Below are 3234 nucleotides of genomic sequence, written 5' to 3'. Positions count from 1 at the left end.
CTGCGGCAGTGCCTGCTTCTGCGCGCTGGCGACCTGGGTCGCGGGCGGTGTTGCGGGCGTTGCCGGCTTGACCACCGCGGGCGGCGGCGGATTCTGCCCGCTCAGCGCCGCCAGGGCGCGCTGGGTGTCGATCTTCTCGGCTTCTTCCTTGGTCGCCACCACGGTCGCCGGCTGCTGCGGCTTGGTCGGCGGCGGCACGGCCTCCGGCGGCACGGCGACTTCCGAGCCCGGCAGCAGGGTGTAGAAGTCGTACTTGGGCTTCACCCCGGTCGGCGCGGCCGGTTGTTGCGGCTGCACGGTGCCGGAGGGCTTGTTGGAGCCGACCACGGTCTTGGCCGCCTCCGGCTTCTCGCGCTTGACGTCGTTGCGACCCGGTTCCAGCTTCATCAGGAACATGATGAAGCCGCCGATGGCCAGGCCTGCGACCAGCCATACCCAGCCGGGGACCGAGGTCTTCTTGGCCGGGGCCTGGTAGCGGCTGGCGCCGCGCTTGGGAGCGGGTTTCTTCTTCGCCATGGGTGCTTACATGCGCTCCAGGGTTTCCAGGCCCAGCAGCTCCAGGCCCTGCTTGAGGGTACGGCCGGTCAGCGCGGCAAGGCGCAGGCGGCTTTCCTGTTGCGCCGGGTCTTCGGCGGTGAGGATCGGGCAGTGCTCGTAGAAGCTGGAGAACAGGCCGGCCAGCTCATACAGGTAAGCACAGAGGATGTGCGGCACACCCTTCACGGCGACGTTGTTGAGCAGGTCGGCGAACTGCGCCAGCTGCGCCGCCAAGGCAATTTCCTGGGGCTGCTGCAAGTGGATGCTACCGCCCACTTCGTCATAGGTCTTGCCCAGCTTGCGGAAGATGCTCGCCACGCGGGTGTACGCATACAGCAGGTACGGCGCGGTGTTGCCCTCGAAGCTCAGCATCAGGTCGAAGTTGAAGCTGTAGTCGCTGGTGCGGTGCTTGGACAGGTCGGCGTACTTCACCGCGCCGATGCCGACGGCATGGGCGATCTGGCGCAGGTCCTGCTCGCTGAAGTCGGGGTTCTTGCCCTTCACCAGGGTGTAGGCGCGCTCCTCGGCTTCGATCAGCAGGTCGATCAGCTTCACGGTGCCGCCGTCGCGGGTCTTGAACGGCTTGCCGTCGGCGCCGTTCATGGTGCCGAAGCCCATGTGCTCCAGCTCCATGCTGGCCGGGACGAAACCGGCGCGGCGGGCGACTTCGAACACCTGCTGGAAGTGCAGGGCCTGGCGCTGGTCGACGAAGTACAGCACGCGGTCGGCGTGCAGCACCTTGTGGCGGTAGCGCATGGCGGCCAGGTCGGTGGTGGCGTAGAGGTAGCCGCCGCCGGCCTTCTGCACGATCACCGGCAGCGGCTCGCCTTCGGCGTTCTTGAACTCGTCGAGAAACACGCACAGGGCGCCTTCGCTCTCGACCAGCAGGCCCTTGGCGGTGAGGTCGGCCACCACCTGGGCGAGGTCGTCGTTGTAGGCGCTCTCGCCCTTCACGTCGGCCATGGTCAGCTTCACGCCGAGCAGGTCGTAGACCTTCTGGCAGTGCGACAGGGAGATGTCGTTGAAGCGGGTCCACAGGGCGATGCACTTGGGATCGTTGGCCTGCAGCTTCACCACCAGCTCACGGGCGCGGTCGGCGAACTCGGGGGATTCGTCGAAGCGCTTCTTGGCGGCGCGGTAGAAGACTTCCAGGTCGTGCAGTTCGGCCTGGGCATCCACCGGCTGTTCTTCCAGGTAGGCCAGCAGCATGCCGAACTGGGTGCCCCAGTCGCCTACGTGGTTCTGGCGGATCACGGTGTCGCCGAGGAACTCCAGCACGCGGCTGACGGCGTCGCCGATGATGGTCGAGCGCAGGTGGCCAACGTGCATTTCCTTCGCCAGGTTCGGCGAGGACAGGTCCACCACCACGCGCTGCGCGGCACCGGCCTTGCGTACGCCGATGTGGCCGTCAGCCAGGGCCTTGTCGAGGCTGGCGGCGAGCCAGGCCTGGTCCTGGAAGAAGTTCAGGAAGCCGGGGCCGGCGATTTCGACCTTGGCCACTTCCGGGCTCTGCGGCAGCGCCGCGACCAACTGGGTGGCGAGGTCGCGCGGCTTCATGCCGGCCGGCTTGGCCAGCATCATGGCGATGTTGCTGGCGAAGTCACCGTGGGTTCGGTCCTTGGTGTTCTCCACCTGGATGTCGGGCGTCAGGCCGGCCGGCAGGGTGCCGTTCTCGGTGAGGCGGACAAGGGCTTGCTGGATCAGGTGGCGAATCGTGTCTTTCATGGTTTTCTCCGTGCTCGCGTGCATCCGGCGCGCGCGACCGGTTATCGGGCTCAGAACCGCGCATTATCTGCGCCCGGAGGGCGCAGCGGCAAGTTGTAAGCTTCAGGCTACAAGGAAAAGCGGCTTGCAACCTTGATTTACCCCGGCGCGGCCGGCTTTTCCGCTTGCAGCTTATCGCTTGAAGCTCGTAGCTGCCCTTCTAGAACAGATCGATCGGGTCCACGTCCAGCGACCAGCGCACCTGGCGCCCGCCGGGCATGCCTTCGAGTGTCTGCAGCCAGGGCGTCAGCAGGCGATGCAGCGGCGCACGGGCGGTACTCATCAGCAGCAATTGGGCGCGGTAGCGGCCGGCGCGACGCTCCATGGGAGCCGGCACCGGGCCGAGGAGTTCCACTTCGTGACCGAGCGTAGCCTGAAGGCGTTCGGCCTCGGCGCAAGCTTCGTCGAGGAAGCCTTCGGCCTGCCCCGGCTTGTGCGCCTCGGCGCGCAGCAGCGCAAGGTGCGAGAAGGGCGGCAGGCCGGCGGAACGCCGCTCGGTGAGGGCCTGCTCGGCGAAGGCGAAATAGCCCTGTTCGGTGAGCTGCACCAGCAACGGGTGGTCGGCCAGGTGGGTCTGGATCAGTACTCGGCCCGGTTCCTCGGCGCGCCCGGCGCGGCCGGCGACCTGGACGATCTGCTGGGCCATGCGTTCGCTGGCGCGGAAGTCGGCGGAGAACAGCCCGCCGTCGGCATCGAGGATCGCCACCAGGGTGACGCGCGGGAAGTGGTGCCCCTTGGCGAGCATCTGCGTGCCCACCAGGATGCACGGCTCGCCTTTATTGATGGTAGCGAACAGGTCGCGCATGGCGTTCTTGCGCGAGGTGCTGTCGCGGTCGATGCGCAGCACCGGGTAATCCGGGAAGAGGATGCGCAGGCGCTCCTCGGCGCGCTCGGTGCCGGCGCCGACCGGGCGCAGGTCCACGGTGCCGCATT

The 3234-nt window shown here is 67.4% G+C and carries 2 protein-coding genes and 1 pseudogene; all 3 read right to left on the bottom strand.

All coding sequences use genetic code 11. The annotated features are described in order from the left end of the window. Positions 1-516, bottom strand: a pseudogene (locus ACCC94_RS28895) (SPOR domain-containing protein); the annotation flags it as partial. A 6-nt stretch (positions 517-522) separates the two neighbouring features. Next, the gene (argS, locus tag ACCC94_RS28890) at positions 523-2262 is read right to left on the bottom strand and encodes an arginine--tRNA ligase (RefSeq protein ID WP_413353014.1); all 1740 of its coding nucleotides are present in this window, start codon (positions 2260-2262) and stop codon (positions 523-525) included. Positions 2263-2461: 199 nt separating this feature from the next. Then, a partial coding sequence (priA, locus tag ACCC94_RS28885) for a primosomal protein N' (RefSeq protein WP_413353013.1) occupies positions 2462-3234 on the bottom strand: 773 nt, incomplete at its 5' end.

This window comes from Pseudomonas sp. Pseusp97 (assembly GCF_047304025.1).
Classification (GTDB): Bacteria; Pseudomonadota; Gammaproteobacteria; order Pseudomonadales; family Pseudomonadaceae; genus Pseudomonas.
The sequence above is the reverse complement of the archived record's forward strand: the minus strand, read 5'-3'. Positions and strand labels throughout refer to the sequence as shown.